This is a genomic window from Azospirillum largimobile, from assembly GCF_977007025.2.
The window spans coordinates 2559456-2581520 of record NZ_CDRMUA020000001.1 but is presented as its reverse complement, the minus strand read 5'-3'; the positions used below and the strand labels follow the sequence as shown (position 1 = coordinate 2581520).

At 69.9% G+C, this 22065-nt stretch carries 22 protein-coding genes; 12 read left to right on the top strand and 10 right to left on the bottom strand.

From position 1 onward, the window contains the following. Window positions 1–59 precede the first annotated feature (59 nt). The 5 genes from ACWPKK_RS12195 (at window position 60) to ptsP (ending at window position 4209) form a co-directional block, all read left to right on the top strand. Complete coding sequence (locus ACWPKK_RS12195) at window positions 60–563, top strand: HPr kinase/phosphorylase (protein ID WP_452004219.1); 504 nt, start codon at window positions 60–62, stop codon at window positions 561–563. Beyond that, window positions 560–1525 carry an RNase adapter RapZ gene (gene rapZ, locus ACWPKK_RS12190; protein WP_452004216.1) on the top strand — a complete coding sequence of 322 codons (966 nt, stop codon included), beginning with the start codon at window positions 560–562 and terminating at the stop codon, window positions 1523–1525. Before ACWPKK_RS12195 ends, rapZ begins: the two co-directional genes overlap by 4 nt. 122 nt (window positions 1526–1647) lie before the next feature. Continuing rightward, window positions 1648–2046 (top strand): PTS sugar transporter subunit IIA, encoded by a 399-nt coding sequence (locus ACWPKK_RS12185; RefSeq protein ID WP_042690507.1) that lies wholly within the window; start codon window positions 1648–1650, stop codon window positions 2044–2046. An 11-nt stretch (window positions 2047–2057) separates the two neighbouring features. After that, window positions 2058–2360, top strand: a complete 303-nt coding sequence (locus tag ACWPKK_RS12180) for an HPr family phosphocarrier protein (RefSeq protein ID WP_310110998.1) — start codon at window positions 2058–2060, stop codon at window positions 2358–2360. Further along, a complete protein-coding gene (gene ptsP / locus ACWPKK_RS12175; RefSeq protein ID WP_324869294.1) occupies window positions 2350–4209 on the top strand; it encodes a phosphoenolpyruvate--protein phosphotransferase in 1860 nt (619 codons plus the stop codon). The genes ACWPKK_RS12180 and ptsP overlap by 11 nt, the downstream gene beginning before the upstream one ends. Window positions 4210–4403: 194 nt before the next feature. On the opposite strand, the gene ACWPKK_RS12170 is transcribed toward ptsP, so the two are convergent. Then, on the bottom strand, window positions 4404–5258 hold the full coding sequence (locus ACWPKK_RS12170; protein ID WP_452004212.1) for a thermonuclease family protein: 855 nt from the start codon (window positions 5256–5258) through the stop codon (window positions 4404–4406). Between ACWPKK_RS12170 and ACWPKK_RS12165 the strand changes: the two genes are divergently transcribed. Further along, window positions 5257–6786, top strand: coding sequence for a M48 family metalloprotease (locus ACWPKK_RS12165; protein ID WP_452004209.1), 1530 nt, complete (start codon window positions 5257–5259; stop codon window positions 6784–6786). The genes ACWPKK_RS12170 and ACWPKK_RS12165 overlap by 2 nt on opposite strands. Window positions 6787–6882: 96 nt before the next feature. Then, entirely contained in the window at window positions 6883–8919 is a 2037-nt protein-coding gene (locus ACWPKK_RS12160) for an adenylate/guanylate cyclase domain-containing protein (RefSeq protein WP_452004206.1), read from the top strand. Between the two features lie 261 nt (window positions 8920–9180). Here ACWPKK_RS12160 and cobT read toward each other — a convergent pair whose 3' ends face one another. From cobT to ACWPKK_RS12145, 3 genes are all read right to left on the bottom strand, one after another. Continuing rightward, the gene (gene cobT / locus ACWPKK_RS12155) at window positions 9181–11052 is read right to left on the bottom strand and encodes a cobaltochelatase subunit CobT (RefSeq protein WP_452004203.1); all 1872 of its coding nucleotides are present in this window, start codon (window positions 11050–11052) and stop codon (window positions 9181–9183) included. A gap of 204 nt (window positions 11053–11256) precedes the next feature. Beyond that, window positions 11257–12261 (bottom strand): cobaltochelatase subunit CobS, encoded by a 1005-nt coding sequence (gene cobS / locus ACWPKK_RS12150; protein WP_310111015.1) that lies wholly within the window; start codon window positions 12259–12261, stop codon window positions 11257–11259. Between the two features lie 74 nt (window positions 12262–12335). Continuing rightward, window positions 12336–12959 (bottom strand): J domain-containing protein, encoded by a 624-nt coding sequence (locus ACWPKK_RS12145; RefSeq protein ID WP_452004200.1) that lies wholly within the window; start codon window positions 12957–12959, stop codon window positions 12336–12338. Between the two features lie 155 nt (window positions 12960–13114). Here ACWPKK_RS12145 and ACWPKK_RS12140 point away from each other — a divergent pair, with 155 nt between their 5' ends. Both ACWPKK_RS12140 and ACWPKK_RS12135 read left to right on the top strand, forming a co-directional pair. Then, on the top strand, window positions 13115–13390 hold the full coding sequence (locus tag ACWPKK_RS12140; RefSeq protein WP_222533216.1) for a BolA family protein: 276 nt from the start codon (window positions 13115–13117) through the stop codon (window positions 13388–13390). A 258-nt stretch (window positions 13391–13648) separates the two neighbouring features. Continuing rightward, the gene (locus ACWPKK_RS12135; protein WP_324869302.1) at window positions 13649–14128 is read left to right on the top strand and encodes a ribbon-helix-helix domain-containing protein; all 480 of its coding nucleotides are present in this window, start codon (window positions 13649–13651) and stop codon (window positions 14126–14128) included. Window positions 14129–14197: 69 nt separating this feature from the next. On the opposite strand, the gene ACWPKK_RS12130 is transcribed toward ACWPKK_RS12135, so the two are convergent. From ACWPKK_RS12130 to ACWPKK_RS12110, 5 genes are all read right to left on the bottom strand, one after another. Beyond that, window positions 14198–14818 carry a DUF2889 domain-containing protein gene (locus tag ACWPKK_RS12130; protein ID WP_452004196.1) on the bottom strand — a complete coding sequence of 207 codons (621 nt, stop codon included), beginning with the start codon at window positions 14816–14818 and terminating at the stop codon, window positions 14198–14200. Between the two features lie 126 nt (window positions 14819–14944). Beyond that, window positions 14945–15406, bottom strand: a complete 462-nt coding sequence (locus ACWPKK_RS12125; RefSeq protein WP_324869304.1) for a CBS domain-containing protein — start codon at window positions 15404–15406, stop codon at window positions 14945–14947. A gap of 167 nt (window positions 15407–15573) precedes the next feature. Further along, the gene (locus tag ACWPKK_RS12120; protein WP_452004194.1) at window positions 15574–16065 is read right to left on the bottom strand and encodes an SRPBCC family protein; all 492 of its coding nucleotides are present in this window, start codon (window positions 16063–16065) and stop codon (window positions 15574–15576) included. A gap of 131 nt (window positions 16066–16196) precedes the next feature. Next, window positions 16197–17342 carry a 3-dehydroquinate synthase gene (aroB, locus tag ACWPKK_RS12115; RefSeq protein WP_452004192.1) on the bottom strand — a complete coding sequence of 382 codons (1146 nt, stop codon included), beginning with the start codon at window positions 17340–17342 and terminating at the stop codon, window positions 16197–16199. A gap of 48 nt (window positions 17343–17390) precedes the next feature. Then, entirely contained in the window at window positions 17391–18023 is a 633-nt protein-coding gene (locus tag ACWPKK_RS12110; protein WP_452004190.1) for a shikimate kinase, read from the bottom strand. Between the two features lie 421 nt (window positions 18024–18444). Here ACWPKK_RS12110 and ACWPKK_RS12105 point away from each other — a divergent pair, with 421 nt between their 5' ends. The 3 genes from ACWPKK_RS12105 to ACWPKK_RS12095 are packed head-to-tail and all read left to right on the top strand — an operon-like array spanning window position 18445 to window position 21551. Next, a complete protein-coding gene (locus ACWPKK_RS12105) occupies window positions 18445–18585 on the top strand; it encodes a hypothetical protein (RefSeq protein ID WP_167331734.1) in 141 nt (46 codons plus the stop codon). Then, on the top strand, window positions 18566–20521 hold the full coding sequence (locus ACWPKK_RS12100; protein ID WP_452004188.1) for a hypothetical protein: 1956 nt from the start codon (window positions 18566–18568) through the stop codon (window positions 20519–20521). Before ACWPKK_RS12105 ends, ACWPKK_RS12100 begins: the two co-directional genes overlap by 20 nt. A gap of 28 nt (window positions 20522–20549) precedes the next feature. Next, complete coding sequence (locus tag ACWPKK_RS12095; protein ID WP_452004186.1) at window positions 20550–21551, top strand: site-specific tyrosine recombinase XerD; 1002 nt, start codon at window positions 20550–20552, stop codon at window positions 21549–21551. A gap of 171 nt (window positions 21552–21722) precedes the next feature. On the opposite strand, the gene ACWPKK_RS12090 is transcribed toward ACWPKK_RS12095, so the two are convergent. Further along, window positions 21723–22034, bottom strand: coding sequence for a polyhydroxyalkanoic acid system family protein (locus ACWPKK_RS12090; RefSeq protein ID WP_310111048.1), 312 nt, complete (start codon window positions 22032–22034; stop codon window positions 21723–21725). Window positions 22035–22065 lie beyond the last annotated feature (31 nt).

Here is a 22065-nt window from a genome sequence, read left to right as displayed (position 1 = left end):
CGGGCCACCGTTCCGTTTCCATTGACAGAACCCGCGCCACGTCTCACCTTCGCCAGACTATGGTGACGATTCACGGCACCTGCGTCTTGCTCTCCGAGATCGGCGTGCTGCTGCGCGGGGAGTCCGGACGCGGAAAATCGGATTTGGCCTTGCGACTGATCGACGGTGGCGCCCGGCTGGTCTCGGATGACCGGGTGGCGCTGCGCACCGCCTCCGGACGGCTGACCGCTTCCGCCCCGCCGGCGTTGGCCGGGCTGCTGGAGGTGCGGGGCGTCGGCATCCTGCCGGTTCCGTCCGTCGCGTCGGCCGATGTCGGGCTCGTCGTCGATCTGGTGCCGCGCGACGAGGTGGAACGCCTGCCCCAGGCGGAGACCGAAATGCTGATGGGCATCGCCCTTCCCCGGCTGGGCCTGCACGCCTTCGACGCCTCCACCCCCGCCAAGATCCGTCTTGCCGCCGCCTGCCTGCGCGACGGACGGCTGGAGCGGGTGCCCGCCAGCCTGTCGGCGCAGCCCGGTCCGGTTCAGTCCAGCCAGATTCAGCCCAGCCCGGTCGCGCCATGAGCCTTTCCGACGTGCCGTCCGATCCCGCCACCAGCGCGCCGGCCAACCCTGCGACGGCCCGCGGCCGCGTCGTGCTGGTCACCGGCCTGTCCGGCGCCGGCATGTCGGTGGCGCTGAAGGCGCTGGAGGATTTGGGATACGAGGCGGTCGACAATCTGCGCCTGTCGCTGGTCCCCGCCCTGATCCAGCAGGCCGACCCGAAGCGCCGGCCGCTGGCGCTGGTGATCGACAGCCGGACCCGCGACTTTTCCGCACAGAATTTCCTGGACGAACTGGCGGAGTTGCGTGGCCGCGACGATCTGGACGTCAGTCTGGTCTTCCTCGATTGCGGTGACGAGGTGCTGCAGCGCCGCTTCACCGAGACGCGTCGCCGCCATCCGCTGGCGGAGGACCGCACGGTCCCCGACGGCATCCAGCGCGAGCGTGCCCTGCTGTTCCCGCTGAAGGAGGAAGCCGACGTCACGATCGACACGACGCAACTGTCCATTCACGATTTGCGGCGCATCCTGTCGGGGTACTTCCGGCGTGACGCCCAGGCAGCCCTGCAGGTGTTCGTGACCTCCTTCTCCTTCCGCCAGGGTCTTCCGCGCGAAGCCGATCTGGTCTTCGACGTGCGGTTCCTGACCAACCCGCATTACGACCCGGAGCTTCGGCCGCTGACCGGCCTGAACCCGGCCGTCGCGGCACGGGTGGAAAGCGACCCCGACTTCCCCGCCTTCTTCCGGAACCTGACGGAGCTGCTGCGCCCGCTGCTGCCCCGCTACAACCAGGAAGGAAAGAGCTATCTGACCATCGCCATCGGCTGCACCGGCGGCAAGCACCGGTCGGTCTTCATCGCCGAACGGCTGGCCGGCTGGCTCAAGGAGCAGAGGCTGCGGGTCAGCCTGAGCCACCGCGAGCTCGACCGGCTGGGGCTTCGCACCGCCGGCCAGACCGGCACCCCGGCCGGCAACATGGGATGATGCAAATTGCGCCTTGACGACCATACGTCCAACCAACGATCCAGATGCGATGCGGGCGGTTGCCGTGCGGCAGCGGTTCTCGCGCAGGTCTCCGGGGAGGACCCAACCTTGAAGGATGTCCCATGATCGGTATGGTTCTTGTCACCCACGGACGGCTGGCCGAGGAGTTCATCGCCGCGCTGTTCCACGTGGTGGGCGAACAGCAGCAGGTGCGCGCCGTGTGCATCGGCCCGGACGACGACATGGAACAGCGCCGCCAGGACATCCTGAACTCGGTGGCGGAGGTCGACGACGGGTCGGGTGTCGTGGTGCTGACCGACATGTTCGGCGGCACGCCGTCCAACCTCGCCATCTCCATCATGGACAAGGCGAAGGTGGAGGTGATCGCCGGCGTCAACCTGCCGATGCTGATCAAGCTCGCCAGCGTGCGGAAGACCGAACCGCTCGACAAGTCGGTGATCGCCGCCCGCGACGCCGGGCAGAAATACATCAACGTCGCCTCCACCCTCCTGTCGGACTGAAACCGCCCGCGATGAGCCCCCCCGACGAAACGGCGCCCGCCGACGGCGAAATCCGCCGCACCGCCACCATCACCAACCAGCGCGGCCTGCACGCCCGCGCCTCGGCCAAGTTCGTGAAGCTGGTCGCCACCTTCGACGCCGAAATCGCGGTGCGCCGCGGCGAGTCCGTCGTGTCCGGCGAGTCGATCATGGGGCTGATGATGCTGGCCGCCGGCCCCGGAACCACGGTGGAACTGCGCGCGACCGGCACGGACGCGGACGCGGCGATGGACGCCCTCCTGGACCTGATCAACCGCAAGTTCGATGAAGAGTGACCTGCCCTCCACCGGCGCGGCCAACGGCCCGGTGGCCGGTCCCGATCGCGGCGGCTCCGGCGGCGGTTTCGGCGGCGTCCCCTCGTCCGAATCGTGGAACGGTTCGGCACGCGCCCTGCGCGGCCTGGGCGTATCCCCCGGCATCGCCATCGGCCCGGCCCATGTGGTGGAAAGCGGCGCCGTCGCCATTCCCGAATACACCGTCGCGCCCGACGCCGTCGAGGCGGAGGTCGCCCGCTTCAACGAGGCGGCGGCCAAGGCGCGGCGCCAGATCAAGAAGCTGAAGAGCAAGGCGCTGGTCCTGCCCGATTCGGCGTCGGAGGAAATCGGTTTCCTGCTGGACGCCCACCTGTCGATGGTCACCAACTCGCGCCTGACCCGCGGGGTGGAGCATCGCATCAAGCAGGACCGCGTCAATGCCGAGGCCGCCATCCAGGCGGAAATCACCGCCATCGCCGCGACCTTCGCCGGCATGGACGACGCCTATCTGGCCGGCCGCATCGACGACATCCGCGAGGTCGGGCGGCGGCTGACCCGCAACCTGATGAAGCAGGAATACCGGGCCTTCAGCAACCTGCCCCCCGGCAGCATCATCCTGGCGGAGGAGCTGACCCCTGCCGACACCGCCCTGCTCGACCCCGCCGTCGTCGGCGGCTTCGCCACCGTGCTGGGCGGGGCGGAAGGGCACACGGCGATCCTCGCCCGGTCGCTCGGCCTGCCGGCGGTGCTGGGCGCGCCCGGCCTGCTGGCGGGTGTGCGCAACGGCGTGACGGTGATCGTCGACGGCCTGCAGGGCCGCGTGCTGATCGATCCGCCGGCCGAGGTACTGGCGGACTATGGCGAGCGCCGCGCCGCGCGCGAACGCGAGCGCCAGGGACTGAAGAGCTTGCGCAAGCTGCCCGCCGTCACCCGCGACGGCACCGCGGTCACGCTGATGGCGAACCTGGAACTGCCGCGCGACCTGGATCAGGCGCTGGAGCACGGCGCCCAGGGCATCGGCCTGCTGCGGACCGAGTTCATGTTCATGAACCGCGACCATCTGCCCGACGAGGATGAGCAGTACGGCGTGCTGCGCACCATGATCGAGGGGATGGGCGGCCGCACCGTCACCGCCCGCACCATGGATCTGGGCGGCGAGAAGCTGGCCGGCTGGATGGCGGGCCGCTATGGCGAGCCGGCCAACCCGGCGCTCGGCCTGCGCGCCATCCGGCTGGGCCTGCGCGAACCGAAGCTGCTGGAAACGCAGCTCGCCGCCATGCTGCGTGCCGGGGCGCACGGGCCGCTGCGCATCCTGCTGCCGATGATCGCATCGGTGGCGGAGGTGCAGAAGGTGCGGGAGATGATGGGGCAGGTCGCCCGCCGCCTGCGGCGCCGCGGCATCGCCATCGCCGACCCGCTGCCGCCGGTGGGGGTGATGGTGGAGGTGCCGGGGGCGGCCCTGTCGGCCGACGCGCTGGCCTATGCCGCCGACTTCTTCGCCATCGGCACCAACGACCTGACCCAGTATACGCTGGCCATCGACCGGGCCGACGAACAGGTCGCCACGCTGTACGACCCGCTGCATCCGGCGGTGCTGCGTCTGATCCAGTTCACCATCGAGGCGGCCTTGCGTGCCCGCATCACGGTGTCGGTCTGCGGCGAGATCGCCGGCGACCCGCGCTACACCGCGCTTCTGCTCGGGCTCGGCGTGCGCGAGCTGTCGATGGCGCCGCTGGCGGTCCCGGCGGTGAAGAAGCGCATCCGCTCGCTCGACCTGATGGAGGCGAGCCGCCGCGCCCGCGTCATCATGGACCAGAGCGACAGCGGCCGGATCGCCACGCTGCTGGACGACTTCAACGCGACGGTGTGAGGGCGTTAGACCCCCACCTAACCTCCCCCGCTGGGCGGGGGAGGGACTGCCGCCGCTTTCCAGAACAAGCACTGATCCCCTCCCCCGCCCGGCTCTCGCACAAAGCTATGCTTTGTGCTGACGCGGCAGGCGGACCATAGGTCCGCTGAGAGCGGGGGAGGGTTAGGGTGGGGGTCTGACTTCGCAAGTTTCCCTCACTCCTCCTCCCAATCATCCTCCTCCCCCTCCGGCATCGGCGACACCGGAGGGGCGCTCACCACCTCCTGCTCCAGCTTCTCGATCTGCTCGGGGTGGGTGATCTCGATCATCGGGCCGTTGCGCAGGGTGATCCAGCCGCGCACGCGCACGCGCCGCCCTTCGAAGGACAGCGGGTCGATGCCGGCGCGGGTGACCTCGCGCATCGCGGCGCGGCCGATATGGACGGTGACGTCGCTCCGCCAGTCGGTGCCGAAATCCAGCCAGGCCTCGCCGCCGCTCTTGGAGATGGCCAGCACCACCCCTTCCACCAGTTGGAAGCCGTCGCGGTCGCGGGCGAGGTCGTCGGGATCGGCGGCGTCGCGCACCGCATAGACCCGGCTGCGCCACAGGCCCCGCCCGGCAGTGCGCGCGGCATCCTCGCCGGCCAGCAGTTCGGCGGCATAGGCGCGGGCGTCGGGCCGGGTGTGGACGCGGGCCAGCCCGCGGACGACCAAGGCCGATTGCAGCCACAAGCCGTCCTCCCGCACCAGATGGGCGAGCAGCCGGCCATGGCGGTCGATCGGCGCCGGGCCATGCAGAGCGACGCGGCGGCCGAGCGCCAGCTCGGACAGCGCCCTGGTCGCCGCCTCCGCCAGCGGCCAGACGCGGCCGTCGGTCGGGTTGGCGTGGCGCGGCGGCTTAGCGGCTTCGATCCCCGCCAGCCGGACGCGGCGGCCGTCCTCCAGTTCCAGCGTGTCGCCGTCCAGCACGGCGGTGACGCGCAACGGCTCCGCCGACGCGGAACCGGCCAGCAACAGCCAACTCAGCAGCAGAACCGGCAGGCCCACAAGCGGGAGCGGGACAAGTCGCATGGAGATCGCCGTCTTTGCGGAACAACCGCCGCCGGGCGGGGTTTTGACCGGTATGCCGATCTACGCCCCCATCCGCAAGCCGTTCCGTGCCCTGCTGGCAGCCCTCTGTCTGGCCGTGACGGCGCCCGCCCTGACTGCCCCCGCTCCGGCAACGGCCGGGCTGCTGGACAATGTACTGTCCGGTGGCGACGAGTCGGCGCTGGGCGCGCAGGAACATCCCAAGATCCTGGCCCAGTTCGGCGGGGCAGTGAAGGACGCGCGGCTGCAGGGTTATGTCGAGCAGCTGGGCCGCAAGCTGGCCTCCACCACGGCGCGGGCTCGCGAACCCTGGACCTTCACCGTTCTGGACAGCGACGTGGTCAACGCCTTCGCCGTGCCCGGCGGCTATGTCTACGTCACCCGCGGCCTGCTGGCGCTGGCGAAGGACGAGGCGGAGGTGGCCGGCGTGCTGGCGCACGAGATCGGCCACGTCACCGCCCGCCATTCGGCGCAGCGCCAGACCCGGCAGACCATCGCCGGCATCCTCGCCGCCGGGGTCGGGCTGGTGTTCGGCAACGACACGCTGGCACAGCTGGCCGGGCTGGGCGGCACCGCCGTGGTCGCCAGCTATTCGCGCGAGCAGGAGCTGGAGGCCGACCAGCTCGGCATCGAGACGCTGCGGCGGTCCGGCTACGATCCATTCGCCATGGCGACCTTCCTGGAAACCCTGCGCCGCGACAGCCAGTATGGCGGCCTGCGCGCCGGCAACAAGGGCGAGGGCGGCTTCGACTTCTTCGCCAGCCACCCGGCGACCGAGGAGCGCGTTCGCCGCGCCGCCGAGCTTGCCGGCGCCATCCCGCAGGGCGGCGCCCGTCCGCGCGATCCTTACCTGGCGGCGGTCGACGGCATGATCTATGGCGACAGCCCGGAGAACGGCTATGTCCGCGACCGCAACTTCGCCCACCCGCAGCTGGGCATCGCCTTCACCGTACCGAAGGGCTATTCCCTGCTGAACGGGGCGGAACAGGTGATCGCCAAGGGGCAGAACGGCGCCGCCATGGCCTTCGACGGCGGATCGGCGGCCGGCGTCTCCGACCCGGCGTCCTTCCTGACCGGGGTGTGGGGAAAAGGGGCCAACCTGTCCAACCTCCAGCGCATCACCATCGGCGGCATGCCGGCCGCCACCGCCACCACCCGCGGCGAGGCGGAGGGCGAGAGCGCGGACATCCGGCTGGTCGCGATCCGCATGCCGGACGGGCGGATGTACCGCTTCACCTTCCTGGCGCCCTCAGGATCGCTGACTCGTTTCGATGCCGATTTCCAGGCGACGGCCAACAGCTTCCATCAGTTGACCGCGCAGGAGGCCGCCCGCTACCGTCCGCGCCGCGTCCAGGTGGCGACGGTGCAGCCCGGCGACAGCGTCGCCGGCTTCGTCCGACGCATGCCGCAGGAGCCCTATGCCGAGGAATTGTTCCGGATCATCAACGATCTTCCGCCCGGAACGCCGCTGCAGCCGGGACAGCGGGTGAAGGTGATTGTCGGCGAATAAGGGCGTACGCGAACATCGGCTTGGCCGCATGAAATCCGCTTAAGGATACAGCCCGGCGGGTTGCTCAGGAACGTACGGGCGGGTAGGCTGCGGCGCATGCCCGACAGTCCCTCAGCACGCGTACAGTTGCCTCTGCCCGCTCCGGCGCCGGCCGCGAAGCCGACCGGGCAGGCGGGCACCAAGACGCGTGCGAAGCTGGCGCCGGAACCGGAGAAACGGCGTCGCCTGCGGCTGCCGATCGCCGCGGTGCTGGTTGCCGGGTTCGGGTCGCTGATGCTGGCGGCAGTCGCCAGCGTGCTGGTCCTGGGGCTGGTCAGCGCCAGCACCAACACCTTCGCCCTGCTGAACGACAAGGCCGATCTGGCGCTGGCGGGGGTGGAGGTGCGGGTGCGCCACCAGCTCGACCCCGCGCGGGAGATGGCACGCTTCGTCGCCGGGCTGGTCGAACGCGGCGACCTGCAGGCGAACGACGGCACGGCGGTGACCGACACGCTGCGCGGTGCGCTGGCCGGCGCGCCGGACGTGACGGGACTGGCCTTCATCCGGCCGGACCTGACCGGGGTGCGCGTCGGTCGGTTGAACGGCGGGCTGGTGGCCGAGCCCTTCGACATGCAAGGCGAGAGCGACATTCCGCCGGAAATCCTCGACGGCCCCAACCGCAGCGCCGCCACCTGGGCCGATCCGCGCTGGCTGAAGGAGGCACAGAACAGCTTCCTCACCCTGTACCAGCCGGTGCGGCGCGACGGCCGCTATCTGGGGCAGGTCGCGGTCGGCGTCTCGCTGGGCGACCTGTCGCGCTTCCTGTCGGTGCTGTATGTGGAGCAGGGGCTGAACGCCTTCGTGCTGTACGACCACGGCCATGTGCTGGCCCATCCGGCGCTGGTCGGCCGCAGCTTCGATTTTTCCGGCAAGCTCGACGGACCGCCGCTGCCGCGGATCGATCAGGTGGACGACCCGGCGCTGGCGGCGCTGTGGACCAGCGGCGTCCCGGTCCAGTCGCTGAAGAAGCGGGTGGAGGCGCGCGGTGTGAGCGTGCTGGGCAGCGACTACATGTTCCTGACCCGCAGCATGGCGGGATACGGCCAACAGGACTGGATCATCGGCATCGGCTATCGCGACGGCGAGATGGGCGTCGAGATCCGCCGGCTCTATATCACCGGCGCCGTGGGGCTCGCCATCCTGCTGGTGTCGGTCGGGGTGGCGCTGCTGGTCGGGCGGCGGATCAGCCGGCAGGTGGCGCGGCTGGCGGAGGCCGCCGACCGTGTCCGCGCCTTCGAATTCCGCGCCATCCCCGATCTGCCGGATTCCCGCCTGCGCGAGATGGCGCGCGCCGCCGCCGCCTTCAACGCCATGATCGCCGGGTTGCGCTGGTTCGAGACCTATGTGCCGAAGGCGCTGGTCCTGCGCCTGATGCGCCAGCGCGAGACGGAGGGCGGGCTCGATTCCGTGCAGCGCGAGGTGACGGTGATGTTCACCGACATCCGCGGCTTCTCGCGCATGGCCGAGCATATGGCCGCCGCCGACACCGCCGCCCTGCTGAACGAGCATTTCACCCTGCTCGCCGCCTGCATCGAGGCGGAAGGCGGCACGGTGGACAAGTTCATCGGCGATTCCCTGATGGCCTTCTGGGGGGCGCCGGAGGCGCAGGAGGACCATGCCGTCCGCGCGCTACGCGCCTCGCTGGCCATCCACCACGCGATCCGCGCCGACAACCGCCGCCGCGTCGCCGCCGGGCAGGCCCCGATCCATGTCCGCGTCGGCCTGCACAGCGGCCCGGTGGTGGTTGGCAACATCGGCTCCGACAGCCGGATCAACTACACCATCGTCGGCGACACGGTGAACGTCGCGGCCCGCATCGAGGAACTGTCGGGCGGACTCCAGGGCGATGCGGAGGTGATCGTGCTGACCAGCGGCGTCACCGCCGCCAAGGGCAAGGACGCCGTTCCGCTGGTTCGCCAGGGTGGCCGCTCCCTGCGTGGCCGCACCGGCATGACCGAACTCTGGCGCCTTGTGCCGGAGGATGAAAGGAAGGATGCCGCAAAGGCGGCGGCGATACAACTCCCTCTCCCGCCCCGGGAGGAGGGCATGGAGCCGACGCCCGCAGGCCGGACGAGCGCCGAAGGGCGATCGTAGGCGGAATGCAGTCGCGAGACTTGCGAGCGACTTCGGGGCCCAAGCGGAGCTTGGGAAGGGTGAGGGGTGATCCAAGGAACCATGCGGTACGGGTTTCTTGGATCACCCCTCACCCTCCCGCCTGCGGCGGGTCCCTCCCTCTCCCGGGGCGGGAGAGGGCATCATGTCGGTGTTTGCAGGTAAGGATACGCCCTGAACCGGGAGGGTGTTTCCAGCTAAGTAATTGATAACTCCGGAAACACCCTCCCCTCCATCCTTACGTCAACGCCAGCCGCGCCGGCCGCCGCGGCGGTCGTCCTCGTCGAACAGTTCGGCCAGCTTGTTCATCATCGTGCCGCCCAGCTGTTCCGCATCGACGATGGTGACGGCGCGGCGGTAATAGCGGGTCACGTCGTGGCCGATGCCGATCGCCACCAGTTCCACCGGGGACCGGGTCTCGATCTGCTCGATGGTCTGGCGCAGATGGCGTTCCAGATAGTTGCCGGCATTCACCGACAGGGTGGAGTCGTCCACCGGCGCACCGTCGGAGATCACCATCAGGATGCGGCGCTGCTCCGGCCGGCCCAGCAGGCGGTTGTGCGCCCACTGCAGCGCCTCGCCGTCGATGTTCTCCTTCAGGATGCCTTCGCGCAGCATCAGGCCCAGATTCTTGCGGGCGCGGCGCCACGGCATGTCTGCGGCCTTGTAGACGATATGGCGCAGGTCGTTCAGGCGGCCGGGATGCGGCGGCTTGCCGGCGGCGACCCAGGCCTCGCGCGCCTGCCCGCCCTTCCAGGCGCGGGTGGTGAAGCCCAGAACCTCCACCTTCACCGCGCAGCGCTCCAGCGTGCGGGCGAGGATGTCGGCGCTCATCGCGGCGATGGAGATCGGCCGCCCGCGCATCGAGCCGGAATTGTCGATCAGCAGCGACACCACCGTGTCGCGGAAGTCCATCTCCTTCTCCGCCTTGAAGGAGAGCGGCAGGACCGGGTTGGCGACGACGCGGGCCAGCCGGGCGGCGTCGAGGATGCCCTCCTCCAGGTCGAAGTTCCACGAGCGCTGCTGCTTGGCCATCAGCCGGCGCTGCAGCCGGTTCGCCAGCTTGGAGATCACGCCCTGCAGATGCTGCAACTGCTGGTCCAGCAGATGGCGCAGCCGCTCCAGTTCCGCCGGATCGCAGAGATCGGCGGCGTCGACCACCTCGTCATACTGGGTGGTGAAGGCCTTGTAGGCGTTGGGGTCGGGCTCGTTGCGGCGGTTGTGGTCGTTGCGCCAGGGCTGGCCGGGACCGGCGGGCTCCTCCGCCCCCTCGCCCTCACCCATCTCCATGTCGCCTTCCTCGCCGGCGCCTTCCTTGGCGCTGTCGCCGGCCTCCGAGGAGTCCTGCATCTCGGACGAGGCCATGGATTCGGACTCGGACTGGTCATCGTCCTGGCCGCGGGTCTGGCCGCTTTCGGGCGAATTCTCATCCTCGGAGGACTGGGTCTGCTGGTCCTCCTCCTCTTCCTGGTCGGCTTCCTGACCGACTTCCATGTCGAGGTCGGCGAGCAGCCGGCGCACGGCCTTGGCGTAGGCTTCCTGGTCGCCGGCATAACTCGCCAGCCCCTTCATGTCGCGGCCCAGCCGCTCCTCGATCCAGGGGCGCCAGAGATCGACCGCATGGGCGGCGGCGGGCGGCGGCGGCGCTCCGGTCATCGCCTCGCGCGCCATCAGCCGCAGCGCCTCGGCAAGCGGCACCTGCCCGCGGTCCTCAACGCGGTCGAGGCCCTGGCGGGTGTAGCGGTCGTCGAGCGCCGCTTCGAGATTGTGGGCGACGCCGGCCATGTCGCGGCTGCCCAGCGCTTCGCAGCGCGCCTGCTCCAGCGCGTCGTAGGCCTGACGCGCAGCATCGCCCAGCGGCATGCGGTGGGCGTGCACCGTGGCGTCGTGATAGCGCAGCCGCAGCGCCACGGCATCGGCCGCCCCGCGCAGCTTGGCGACATCGACGGGATTGAGATCGCGCGCCGGCAGCGGCACCCGCACCCGCTGACCCGACAAGCCCGGCGGATCGGACGAAAAGCCCACCTGCACCTCCGCCCGCCGGGACATGGCGCGCACCGTGGCGGTGGTGGACCGCTTGAAGGCCTCGACGGGGGAGTCGTTCTGGGTGGTCATCGCGGGGGCGTCTTCGTTCTTGGGAGAGTTACGGCGCGGTGGGCAAGACTGACACGGAGCAGGGCATGGCTCTCACGGGCATGCCGGGACTTGAACCGCTGATGTAAGCTCTTGCCCGGAAATGCCGTCCGTATCGATTCGTGTGAATCCTTGTATGCCGCGCCCCGACTTTACCGAAGAACAGGACGCGGCCAGACGCGATCATCACACGAGGTTCGCCTGGACCCCCGTCTCCGGCAGCTCGACGCCGAAGCAGCGCTGGTAGTATTCGGCCACCGTCGGCCGCTCCACCTCGTCGCACTTGTTGAGGAAGGTGATGCGGAAGGCGAAGGCGACGTCGTTGAAGATGCGCGCGTTCTCGGCCCAGGTGATGACCGTGCGCGGGCTCATGACGGTGGAGATGTCGCCGTTGATGAAGCCGGCGCGGGTCAGGTCGGCCAGACGCACCATCGACGCCACCGTGTCGCGGCCCTTGGCGTCGTCATAGGACGCGACCTTGGCCTGGACGATCTTCATCTCGGCGTCGACCGGCAGGTAGTTCAGGGTCGCCACGATGTTCCAGCGGTCCATCTGGCCCTGGTTGATCTGCTGCGTGCCATGGTACAGGCCGGTGGTGTCGCCCAGGCCGACGGTGTTCGCGGTGGCGAACAGGCGGAAGGCCGGGTGCGGGCGGATGACGCGGTTCTGGTCGAGCAGCGTCAGCTTGCCTTCCACCTCCAGCACGCGCTGGATCACGAACATCACGTCGGGACGGCCGGCGTCGTATTCGTCGAACACCAGGGCGCAGGCATGCTGCAGGGCCCAGGGCAGGATGCCCTCGCGATATTCGGTGACCTGCACGCCGTCGCGCAGGACGATGGCGTCCTTGCCCATCAGGTCGATGCGGCTGATGTGGCTGTCCAGGTTGACGCGGATGCAGGGCCAGTTCAGCCGCGACGCCACCTGTTCGATGTGGGTCGACTTGCCGGTGCCGTGATAGCCCTGGACCATGACGCGGCGGTTGTAGGCGAAGCCGGCGAGGATGGCCAGCGTCGTGTCCCGATCGAACCGGTAGGCGCTGTCGAGGTCGGGCACATGCTCCGAGCGCTGGCTGAAGGCCGGCACCTGCATGTCGCTGTCGATTCCGAAGACCTCGCGCACCGAGACCGTAGTGTCGGGCTTGTGGTCGAACAGGGCCGAGCTGGCCTGGGTCGCTCCTTGGGAAGCCATGGGTGGTTTCTTACGTTCCAGCGAGTGTCGGTTGTCCAGCGGCCGCGGGGATGACCCGGCCCGCCAACGGAGGTTCAGGCAGCATAACAGGCTTTCAGCGTATTGTAGGCCTGATTGATTTCTTTCAGGCGTTCTTCCGCAGCCTTGTCGCCGCCGTTGGCATCGGGATGGTGCTTTTTCGCAAGCTCCCGATAGCGTGCCTTGATGCGCGTGAAGTCCACGGGCGGCGTCAGTTCCAGGACGGCAAGCGCCTTTTCCTCTTCGGTCCGGGCGTGGCTCCGCCGGTGCGCCTTTTCCTCGTTCTTCGTCTTGCCGGCGTCCTGGCCGAATTCGAAGCTGAAGCCGTTGACCACGCGCTCGCGGATGAAGCGTTCCTGCGTGGCCCATTTGCCGAGCGGCCAGCTCGGCCGCTGCCAGGTGGTGTCGCGCCGCACCTCCGCCTCGATCTGGTCGGTGGACATGCCGGCGTAATAGTCCCAGGCGCGGTTGTACTCCCGGACATGGTCCAGGCAGAACCACCAGTACTCGTTGAGACTGCTGCGGCTTTTCGGCGCACGGTATTCGCCCGCGGCGACGCACTCGGGGTGGTCGCACACACGGGTGGCCGCACGCGGGGCGGCGTAGCTGTCGTAACTGGAGCGGGCGCGGTTCCTGGTCATCGGGCAAGTATGGGAAGAGCCGATGCCTCTGGCAAGCATGCCGAATCGGGCTTCCGTCATCCGCAACGCGCGGGTCGCGGCGCTTGACAGACGATGAATCGCGCCCTCTCCTTTCCGGTGCGGATCGCCGGGGGGAGCCGCTCCTCCGGTCGCCGCCCTTCCACCGCTCTTGCGAGAGAAACCGGGACCCCGCCATGGAATACGCCACCCGCATCCGCGAAAAGCTGGCCGCCGGACTGGCGCCTGATCGTCTGGAGGTGGTCGACGACTCCGCCCGGCACGCCGGCCATGCCGGTGCAGACGCCGCGGGCGAGACCCATTTCCACGTAACCGTCGTCTCCGCCGCCTTCGCCGGCAAGTCGCGGGTGGAGCGCCAGCGCATGGTCTATGCCCTGCTGGCCGACGAACTGCGCGAGCGGGTGCACGCGCTGGGCCTGACCACCCACGCGCCCGGCGAAGCCGGAGCCTGACCGCCGGTTCGCCCCCTCCCCCCCCCGCGTCAACACACGTTTCCCGCCTCGCAAGTAACGCGCGGTTGAGGGGCTGAAATAGCATACATATGAATGCAACTACGAGTCGATTTTAGAAAATGTTGTAAGAATGGAAGGCGCGTGCGTGGTTGCAATTCCCGCTGCGTTTAGTAAAGTGCGATATATGCAACCATTTATCGCGCCGTGGTGGACACAAACTTCGCATGTCCGCCGGCGGCTTCGTGGAAGGGGCTGCGGATGGCGAAGCGTGGGCCGAAGAAAAAGCGGGTGAACCCCCCACAGGCGGGGGTGGAACCGTTGAGAAGCCAGAACATCATGATCGGCGGTCATCGCACGAGCATGCGGCTGGAACCGTCGATGTGGGATGCTCTGGAGGATATCGGCCGTCGGGAAGGACTGACTGTCAATCGTCTCTGCACGCAGATCAAGGAACGGATCGAGGAGCAAGCTCGCCGCCGCGGCATCAATCCGGAGGAGGCGGACGTCACCCTGACCTCCGCAGTGCGTGTCTTCATCGCATCCTACTACCGGCGGGCTTGCACGGAGGATGGTCACGTGCGCGCCGGCCACGGCGGCAGCGATCCGTTCATCGGCACGCCCTTCGAGCTGCCGGTTGTCGATGACGCCGACGGCGGCCAGTCCGCGGTCGCGGCGGGCGGCAACTTTCCCACCCCCGGCGGCCAATCCGCGTTGCCGGCCACCCACCTGGAGGCATAAAGGCGCGCGGCGGCCGGTCCACCGGCGGCAGCCCGCCTGCCCCTCAATTGTTTGTGGTGGCGGCGATGCCTATTCCGCCGCTTCCTCGCGGGCCGAGTCTTCGCTTTGATCCCCGGTATAGTGGGCGGGCCAATGCTTGCGCACCACTTCGCCGTTGCTGTCGAAGATGTGGCACATGTTCAGCAGGACCGGCCGTTTGCCGTCGTCGTGGGTCGGCTTGCCGGCCGCCTTCGCCCGTTCGGCCGCCTCGCGGGACAGGATCGGGTAAACGGTCTGGAAGGCGGTGGTCGCCAGCGGCCCCAGCAACTCCACCAGATGGGTGCAGCCCTTCGGCCCGCCCAGCCGGTCCTTGACCGCACGGGTCCAGCCCGGACCGATGCGCAGGCCGACCAGCTTCTGGAACTGCGGCGTGATGCTGCCGCAGGCGTTGTAGGGGCTGTCCTGGGTGACCGCCTCCACCGCCTGGACGGTCAGCTTGTCGTCGACGGTCAGGCGCATCCACATCTGGTGAATCGGCGTTCCCGGGTCCAGATGCCCGCGCTCCTCCGTATGGAACCCATAGCTCTTGACGTCGGTGAGGTGCCCTTCGATGTCCCACAGCCCGTCGGCGCGCCGGAAGCCCTGGCAGGTGACGCGGCGGGTGTGGATCGGCTCGCGCGCGGCGGGGGTGGACAGCGAGGGCGCGGACATCGGGCTTTCCAGTTCAGCAGGTAGGATGGCTCACCCTCGACTATCGGCGGGGCCGGGCGCCCGGTCAACCCGACCCCGCCGCAACGCAGCGTTACCTATAGGTCAGTCTTGCGGTCACCGTTGCCTTCAGCCGAGCCTGGCCTCCGCCGAATAGCCGGAGCCGAACATGTAGGCTTCGCGGCTGCGCAACTCGTCCTCCAACTGGGCGCGGACGACGGCGAACAGGTCGCGGATCGACACCATGCCGACCACCTCGCCATCGACTGCGATGGGCAGGTGGCGGTAACGGCGCTGTTCCATCAGGTCGAGCGCGGAGAGTGCCGTGGCCGAGGGTTCCAGCGTGTCGGGATCCTCGGTCATCACGGCCGACAGCGGCGTGGTGTCGGGGTCGAGGCCGGCGGCCACCACGCGTACGGTCATGTCGCGTTCGGTGACGATGCCTTTCAGCGTCCGCCCTTCGGTGACCAGCACCGCAGCGATGCGCTTCGCTGCCATCAGGGTGGCGGCATCGCGGACGGTGGCGCCCGACGGCAGGCAGGACAGCTCCTGGTTCTTGATGACGTCCGGCATCAGTCGGCGTGTCGGCATGTGTCCCATCTCCCTCGTGATTGCAGGTTTTGTGGACGAACGATGCACTCGACCGCGATTTCGCAACGCGGTAATGCCGATCCTGTCAGCTTGATGCTCTGATAGTCAATAGAACTGATTGTTAAAAACTGTACATGTTTCCGGATTGGTTTTCGCTTCCGCCGGTTTTACTGCGCCGAATCAAACCGCTTGCGCAGGCCTTCGAAGCCACTGGTGTAGATTCCGGCGATGGTCTTGCGCGCCTCCGCATCGGGGGCGCCGCTGGCCTCGAAGCTGGAGGACCAGGTGATGCGGGTGGTGCGGGCGTCCACCGCGCTGAGCCGGATGGTGGAACTGTAGTTCTTCACCGGCAGCGGTCCGCTCAGCAGCGTATAGCGCAGGCGGTGCTTGGCGGCGGAGACGGCCATCAGCCGTTCCTGGATGGCGCCGCCGCCCTTCAGGGCGAGGTCGCGCTCCTGCGTGCCGCCGGTCTTGCGCAGGGTGCAGCCCTCCACGGCCGGATGCCAGTCGGCGATGGCGCAGAAGGGCGCGATCTGTTTCCACACCTGCTCGATCGGCGCCTTGATCGTCGCCTGCTCGCGCACTTCCAGCGCCATGGCCGGCGCGATCGCCGCCAGCATCACCGCACCCAATGCCGACATGCCAAGAATCGCCTTCATCGCCCATCCTCCCTTGTCCGCCGCGACGGGACAGCCGCGGCCTTGGCCGGGAGTATGGGCGGGCAACGGCGAGCGCCGCTATTGTGCGAAAGACTGACTATCCGCAAATTCACCAATAAGAGGCGCCGGGATCAGGCCGGGGTCACCGCCTCTTCCAGAACGGAGCGGACGGCGGCGGCATCGACGTCGCGGCGGGTGAAGGCGTTGCCGATGCGGTCGGCCAGGATGAAGGTGATGCGTCCGTCCTGCACCTTCTTGTCCTTGGCCATCGACCGCACCAGCCCGTCCACGTCCCAGGCGACGCCGGGGATGTCGGCCGGGCGCACCGGCAGCCCGACTTCGGCCAGATGGGCGCGGGCGCGGCGTGCATCCTCCGCCGGGCACAGCCCCAGCCGGACCGACAGGTCGAAGGCGAGCACCATGCCGATCGCAACCGCCTCGCCATGCAGCAGGGTCTGGCCGAAGCCGGTCGCCGCCTCCAGCGCATGGCCGAAGGTGTGACCCAGGTTCAGCAATGCCCGGTCGCCGCTCTCGCGCTCGTCCACGCCGACGATGTCGGCCTTGGCGCGGCAGCTGACCGTCACGGCATGGCGCCGGGCGTCGCTGTCGCCGTCGACGACCCGCCGGCCGTTCCGCTCCAGCCAGGCGAAGAAGTCGGGCTGGCGGATCAGTCCGTACTTCACCACCTCGGCATAGCCGGCCAGCACCTCGCGCCGCGGCAGGGTGTCGAGCGTGGCGGTGTCGGCGATGACCAGACGCGGCTGGTGGAAGGCGCCGATCAGGTTCTTGCCGTGGCGGCTGTTAATGCCGGTCTTGCCGCCGACCGAGCTGTCGACCTGGGACAGCAGCGTCGTCGGCACCTGGATGAAGTCGATGCCGCGCAGGGCCGACGCGGCGGCGAAGCCGGTGATGTCGCCGATCACCCCGCCGCCCAGCGCCAGCAGGACGGTCGACCGCTCGATCCCGCGGCCCAGGATGTCGTCCATCAGCTGCTGGAAATGGCCGAAGTCCTTGGTCTTCTCGCCGGCCGGCAGGACGATGGCCGGCTGCGGCGCGATCCCTGCCGCCAGCATCGCGGCGTTCAGCGTGTCCAGATGCAGCAGCGCCACGTTGGCGTCGGTCACCACGATGGGCGCCCGGCCGCGGGTGACGGCGGCGATGCGCTCGCCCGCATCGGCCAGCACGCCGTCGCCGACCAGGATATCGTAGCTGCGGGCGCCCAGCTCCAGGCGGACGGTGTCGAGTGCGGCCGGGGTGGTGGCGGAGACGGAGGTCATCGGGGCAGTCCGCGAAGCTGGAGTTTCAGGAAGGGGTTTGGACCGGCGTCAGGGGGCGTCGGCCTTGGCGGTCCGGCCGCCGCGCGGCTGGCGGTGGGGGAGCTGGACGCCGAAATGGGCCTCCAGCGCGTCGATCACCAGTTCCACCGTCACGTCGGGCGGGCGTTCGTCGCTGACCACGGTCAGGTCGGCCTCGGCATAGACGGGATAGCGCTGTTCCATCAGCCGGCCCAGGATGGCGCGCGGGTCGCCCTGGTTCAGGATGGGGCGGTGGGTGCGCCGCGCGGTGCGGGCGACCAGGACGTCCAGTTCGGCGCGCAGCCAGACCGAAAGGCCGTACTGCCGGATGGCGGCGCGGGTGTCCGGGTCCATGAAGGCGCCGCCGCCGGTCGCCAGGATGTGCACCGGCTCGTCCTTCAGCAGGCGGGTGATGATGCGGCGCTCGACGGAGCGGAAGACCGGCTCGCCGTCGCGGGCGAAGATCTCGGCGATGGTGCAGCCGGCTGCGGCCTCGATCTCGGTGTCGGCGTCGCGGAAGGGCAGGTGGAGCCGTGTCGCCAGCCGGCGCCCGATGGCGCTCTTGCCGGCGCCCATCAGCCCGACCAGCACCACGGTGCGCGGCAGCAGCGGTGCCTTGTCCTCCGCCGCTCCGCCCCCCGTCTCCGGAAGCAGGGCCGTCATCGCCTTGTGCAATCCCGTCACATCCATCTGATCCGCCACCCGTACCCGCAACTCCGCTGTCCGCCCGATCCAGCGGGACAGCCGTCATACCGCTGAAACAGACAACACTCATACCCGCCGAAAGCTGGCCGGCACAAGCGCGCTCCCAGGCGCCCTCCCGGAAAGCTGGCCCGGAAAGCCCGTCCGGAAAGCCGGCCTGAAAAGCCAGGTGGGCGGGTTGCGCGGCGGTCCAACCTGTGGCTACACTGCGCCGCCGCCGAACGGTGTCTCCGTCGGCGGTGCTCCCGGTCGCCGGGTCCGCCGCGGCCGGGGTGCGGATGCTTTAGCAGAAAAGCCATTGCTTGTCCCAAGCCCTGCGACTGCCGGGCATGGTAGCTCCGCTCCGATCCGCTGTTTTCCGACACAACGCGTCCTTGGTGCCATGAGCCGGTTTCTCTCGATCCTCATCGTCCTGCTGTTGCTGGTGATCGCCGGTGGCATGGTTTTCCTCGCCTCGTGGGACCTGCCGGCTCCATCGAAGACGGTGGAGAAGGTTCTGCCGGATGAGCGCTTCCCGCGCTGAACCCCGACCATCGGCCGGGGCCGTTCCGCATTCGGGCTCCCCGTTTTCGGCCACCCTGCTGCTGGCCGGATTGCTGGCGGCCGGCTGGACGGCAAGCGGCTGGATGGCGTCCGCCGCGGCGCAGGTCGTCGGCCCGCCGATCCGGCTGACGCCTGACGCCGGGATGCAGGCGCCTGCTTCCTCCCAGTCTCCCTCTCCGCCCCCTGCCGCGACACCTGCGGCTGCGCCCGTCGTCGTTCCGGCCTACCCGCCCGCGGTCGTCCCGCCGCCGTCCGTGTCCCCCGTGGTGGCGCGGCCGGCGCCGGTCGCGCGCGAGGCGCTGGGTGCGCCCGATCCGGACGGGGCGGGCACGCTGAGCGGGCTGCAGGGGCTGGGTGCCGACCCCTGGCGCGGCATCGGCCGGGCGGAGCTTCTGCCGCTGATCGCCGCCCTTCCGGTCGACACCCCCTCCCCCACCGTCAAGGCGCTGGAACGCCGGCTGCTGCTGAGCGCCGGGTCGCCGGCCGTGGCCGAAGGGGAGGTGCCGCCGCCCCGCCGCTTCGGCGCGCTCCGCATCGAGAAGCTGGCGCGGATCGGCGATCCCGCCGGAGCGGCCGATCTCGCGGCGCTGCTGCCTGCGGCGCTGGCGGCGGACGAGGCGGCGGCGAAGGCGCTGACCGATGCGGAACTGGTGCGCGGCGGCCTGGACTGCACCCGCGCGCTCGCCCGCGGCAAGAGCTTCGCCTCCGCCTACTGGACCAGGCTGGCGCTGTTCTGCCACGCCCGCGTCGGCAACCGCGCCGGCACGGACGAGGCGCTGGCGAGCCTACGGAGCGGCGCCCGGCGGTCCGACCCGTTCCTGATGGTGGCCGACGCCCTGGCCGGCGCCGCGCCGCCCCCTGCCCGCTCGCTGATCCTGCAGGGCGATCCCGACGGGCTGGCGCTGACGCTGGCCGCGATGCGGACGGCGCGGATCGGGATTCCGCCCGACCGGCTGCCGCTGGACAATCCGCCGGCTCTGGCCGCCATCGCCACCAACCCGTCCACCGATCCCGCCACCCGCGCCGCTGCCGGGGAACGGGCGGCGGCCTCCCTGTTCCTCGACCCCCGCCAGCTGCTCGACCTCTATGTCCAAGTGCCGCCGTCGGGCGATGAACTGCTGCGGGTGAGGGACATCGCCCGGCGCGACCGCGGCGCCCGCACCCGCGCCCTGGTCCATCAGGCGATGGCGGCGGCGATGGACGGGCAGCGCCGCGTCGCGCTGGCCTCCCTGGCGGTGGAGCTGGTGGACCCGCGCCTGCGCGCCGGGCCGGTCGGCGGCGGCGCGGCCGGGCTGCTCGACACCGTGTCGCCGAGCGGGGACGCCGCGACCCTGGCCCCGGCGGCGGCACGGCTCTATTACGCGCAAGGGCGCCTCGATCAGGCGCGGCGCTGGCATGATCTGGCCCTGCGCAGCGGGCGGAGCGCCGACACCGCCTGGCTGTGGCCGCTGGCGGTCGTGGCGACAGGGCGCGGCGCCGAGGATCCGCGCGCGCTGACCGCCTGGCTGGAGGAGGCTTTGCGCGGTGCCGACGGTCCTGCCCGCAGCCGCATCGCCGGGCAGCTGGCCCTTCTGCAGGCGACAGGCGTGATGGTACCGGACGAGGCCTGGATGCAGGCCACCGACGGCGCCGGTCCGCCCAGCGGCAGCGATGCCGGGGTCGATCCGGCGCTGTGGCAGCGGCTGGGCGATGCCGCCGCCGGCGGGCGGGTCGGCGAGACGGTGGTCGCCGCCCTGCTCCTGCTGGGGGAGGCCGGGCCGGCCGGCCTGCCGCCGGTGGTCACCGCGCGGGTGGCGGCCAACCTGAAGGCTGTCGGGCTGGAGCCGGACGCCCGCGCCCTCGCCCGCGAAGCGATGGCGGCCATCGCCGGACCCGCCGTTCCCGATTCCGCCTTTTCCGAGCGGGGCGCGCAATGACCTCATGCACCGAAAGCCTGCCACGACGATGACCGCCACCAAGAGTCCCGCCAAGCGTCGCGGCCGGCCGTGCAAGCCGCGCCCGCTCGCCACCTCCCCGCATCTGGACGCCTTCCTCGACATGCTGACGGCGGAGCGCGGGGCGGCGGTGAACACGCGGCTGGCTTATGAGCGCGACCTCGCCGATCTGGGACGCTGGCTCGCCCAGCGCAGCGTGGCGCTGGAGGCGGCCGGCACCGAGGATCTGCGGGCCTATCTGGCGGTGCAGAGCAAGGACGGCGCCCCGCGCACGGTGGCGCGGCGGCTGTCGGCGATGCGGCAGTTCTACCGGTTCCTGCTGTCGGAAGGCCGGCGGGTCGACGATCCCGCCTCCCCGCTCGACAGCCCCAAGCAGGGCCGCCCGCTGCCCAAGATCCTGACGGAGGCGGAGGTCGGCGCCATGCTGTCCACCGCCGAGGCGCGCGGCGGGCCGGAAGGGTTGCGGCTGGTGGCTTTGCTGGAGGTGCTCTATGCCACCGGCCTGCGCGTGTCGGAGCTGGTCGGCCTGCCGATGACCGCCATCATGCGGGACGGCCGCGGCCTGCTGGTGCGCGGCAAGGGCGGCAAGGAGCGGATGGTCCCGCTGTCCGACCCGGCGCTGGCGGCGCTGGCCGCCTACATCCCCTTGCGCGGCCATTTCATTCCGCCGGCCGCCGGTGCCGAGGCCGGGCACAGCCCCTTCCTGTTCCCGTCACGCAGCTCCGCCGAAGGGCACCTGACCCGCCAGCGCTTCGCCCAGCTGCTGAAACAGCTGGCCATTGATTCCGGCATCGACCCGGAGAAGGTCAGCCCGCACGTCCTGCGCCATGCCTTCGCCACCCATCTGCTGGATCATGGCGCCGATTTGCGGTCAGTCCAGAAGATGCTGGGCCATGCCGACATCGCGACGACGCAGATCTACACCCATGTGGTGACGGAGCGGCTGAAGAAGGTCATGCACGACCACCACCCGCTCGCCCGCCGCAGGGTGGAGGAGCCGTCTGAGGGGTAGTGGAGGTAAGGATGGGGTGGGAGGTGCGGGCTTCGATTGCCCCCACCCCAACCCTCCCCCGCTGGGCGGGGGAGGGGGCAAGTGGTTGATCAGTAAGGTGGCGGCAGTCCCTCCCCCGCCCAGCGGGGGAGGTTAGGTGGGGGCATCGTCAGCCCGCACCTCCCCCGATCCTTACTTCTTCTCCAGCATCAGCGTGCCCTGGCGGGACACCTTGTTCTTGATCTTGTCGGCCAGCAGGGCCAGCGCCCAGGGCAGCTGAACCTCCATCTCGACGCTGTCGTCCAGCACGTCGATGTGGCCGGCGATGGTCTGGGCCAGCGCCACGACGCGGAAGTTCAGGCGGTCGTCGGTCCAGCTGTCGTCGACGCTGGCCGCCACGGCACTGAGACGGGCCCGCGCCTCGCCCATGCCGTCGACCAGCCGGCGCTTGGCCTCCGCCCGGCCGAGCGAATGGGGGATGGACAGGGTCAGGGGCTTGGGCATCGTCGGCGGCTCCGCACTGCACGGGATCGGA

Bases quoted from the DNA above. Each gene is read 5' to 3' on its own strand.
- ACWPKK_RS12195 (WP_452004219.1), top strand. From the start codon at position 60: ATGGTGACGATTCACGGCACCTGCGTCTTGCTCTCCGAGATCGGCGTG.
- rapZ (WP_452004216.1), top strand. From the start codon at position 560: ATGAGCCTTTCCGACGTGCCGTCCGATCCCGCCACCAGCGCGCCGGCC.
- ACWPKK_RS12185 (WP_042690507.1), top strand. From the start codon at position 1,648: ATGATCGGTATGGTTCTTGTCACCCACGGACGGCTGGCCGAGGAGTTC.
- ACWPKK_RS12180 (WP_310110998.1), top strand. From the start codon at position 2,058: ATGAGCCCCCCCGACGAAACGGCGCCCGCCGACGGCGAAATCCGCCGC.
- ptsP (WP_324869294.1), top strand. From the start codon at position 2,350: ATGAAGAGTGACCTGCCCTCCACCGGCGCGGCCAACGGCCCGGTGGCC.
- ACWPKK_RS12165 (WP_452004209.1), top strand. From the start codon at position 5,257: ATGGAGATCGCCGTCTTTGCGGAACAACCGCCGCCGGGCGGGGTTTTG.
- ACWPKK_RS12170 (WP_452004212.1), bottom strand. From the start codon at position 5,258: ATGCGACTTGTCCCGCTCCCGCTTGTGGGCCTGCCGGTTCTGCTGCTG.
- ACWPKK_RS12160 (WP_452004206.1), top strand. From the start codon at position 6,883: ATGCCCGACAGTCCCTCAGCACGCGTACAGTTGCCTCTGCCCGCTCCG.
- cobT (WP_452004203.1), bottom strand. From the start codon at position 11,052: ATGACCACCCAGAACGACTCCCCCGTCGAGGCCTTCAAGCGGTCCACC.
- cobS (WP_310111015.1), bottom strand. From the start codon at position 12,261: ATGGCTTCCCAAGGAGCGACCCAGGCCAGCTCGGCCCTGTTCGACCAC.
- ACWPKK_RS12145 (WP_452004200.1), bottom strand. From the start codon at position 12,959: ATGCTTGCCAGAGGCATCGGCTCTTCCCATACTTGCCCGATGACCAGG.
- ACWPKK_RS12140 (WP_222533216.1), top strand. From the start codon at position 13,115: ATGGAATACGCCACCCGCATCCGCGAAAAGCTGGCCGCCGGACTGGCG.
- ACWPKK_RS12135 (WP_324869302.1), top strand. From the start codon at position 13,649: ATGGCGAAGCGTGGGCCGAAGAAAAAGCGGGTGAACCCCCCACAGGCG.
- ACWPKK_RS12130 (WP_452004196.1), bottom strand. From the start codon at position 14,818: ATGTCCGCGCCCTCGCTGTCCACCCCCGCCGCGCGCGAGCCGATCCAC.
- ACWPKK_RS12125 (WP_324869304.1), bottom strand. From the start codon at position 15,406: ATGCCGACACGCCGACTGATGCCGGACGTCATCAAGAACCAGGAGCTG.
- ACWPKK_RS12120 (WP_452004194.1), bottom strand. From the start codon at position 16,065: ATGAAGGCGATTCTTGGCATGTCGGCATTGGGTGCGGTGATGCTGGCG.
- aroB (WP_452004192.1), bottom strand. From the start codon at position 17,342: ATGACCTCCGTCTCCGCCACCACCCCGGCCGCACTCGACACCGTCCGC.
- ACWPKK_RS12110 (WP_452004190.1), bottom strand. From the start codon at position 18,023: ATGACGGCCCTGCTTCCGGAGACGGGGGGCGGAGCGGCGGAGGACAAG.
- ACWPKK_RS12105 (WP_167331734.1), top strand. From the start codon at position 18,445: ATGAGCCGGTTTCTCTCGATCCTCATCGTCCTGCTGTTGCTGGTGATC.
- ACWPKK_RS12100 (WP_452004188.1), top strand. From the start codon at position 18,566: ATGAGCGCTTCCCGCGCTGAACCCCGACCATCGGCCGGGGCCGTTCCG.
- ACWPKK_RS12095 (WP_452004186.1), top strand. From the start codon at position 20,550: ATGACCGCCACCAAGAGTCCCGCCAAGCGTCGCGGCCGGCCGTGCAAG.
- ACWPKK_RS12090 (WP_310111048.1), bottom strand. From the start codon at position 22,034: ATGCCCAAGCCCCTGACCCTGTCCATCCCCCATTCGCTCGGCCGGGCG.